The organism is Kitasatospora putterlickiae (assembly GCF_039527695.1).
Classification (GTDB): Bacteria; Actinomycetota; Actinomycetes; order Streptomycetales; family Streptomycetaceae; genus Kitasatospora; species Kitasatospora putterlickiae.
This window is the reverse complement of the sequence record NZ_BAAAKJ010000125.1, coordinates 54,943-55,466: the sequence shown is the minus strand read 5'-3', so window position 1 is coordinate 55,466 and position 524 is coordinate 54,943. Positions and strand designations below refer to the sequence as shown.

Genomic DNA, 524 nt, shown 5'->3' with positions numbered 1-524 from the left:
GCGCGGCGGCGAGCAGCACGCAGCCGAGGGCGCAGGCGATCGCGACGGGCCACAGGGTCCAGCGCAGTGAGGTGTCCAGCGGCACGTGGCGCAGCGGGCCGAAGCCGCCGAGGACGCGCAGCAGCGGCGGGGTGAGCAGGGGGGCGAGCAGCGCGGCGGGCAGTGCGAGCAGCAGGGCCTCGGTGGCGCTGAAGCCGCCGAGGCGCAGGCCGGAGGCGCCGCGGGCGGCGAGCAGGTCGTTCTCGGCCTGTTGGCGGCCGGCGATGAGGTGGACGACCAGCAGCAGGGCGGCGGAGGCCAGCACGATCAGCTGGAGGGCGCCGATCAGCAGGGTGGAGCGGGCGACCATGCCGCTGGAGTCCAGTTCCCGCAGCAGGTCGGGCAGTTCGGTGCGGGCGACCAGCCCGGCGTTCTTGTCGAGTTCGTCGCGGGCCGGGGTGATCCGCTCGCGCAGGGCGTTCACGGCGCCGGTGCCGACGCCGGTGAAGCCCGCGCCGGGGTCCCGCAGCACCACCAGCACCCCG

1 pseudogene is annotated in these 524 nt (G+C 76.3%); it reads right to left on the bottom strand.

Annotation, left to right across the window (positions count from 1 at the left end):
* Positions 1-524 (bottom strand): annotated as a pseudogene (locus tag ABD308_RS13405) (ABC transporter permease); the annotation flags it as partial.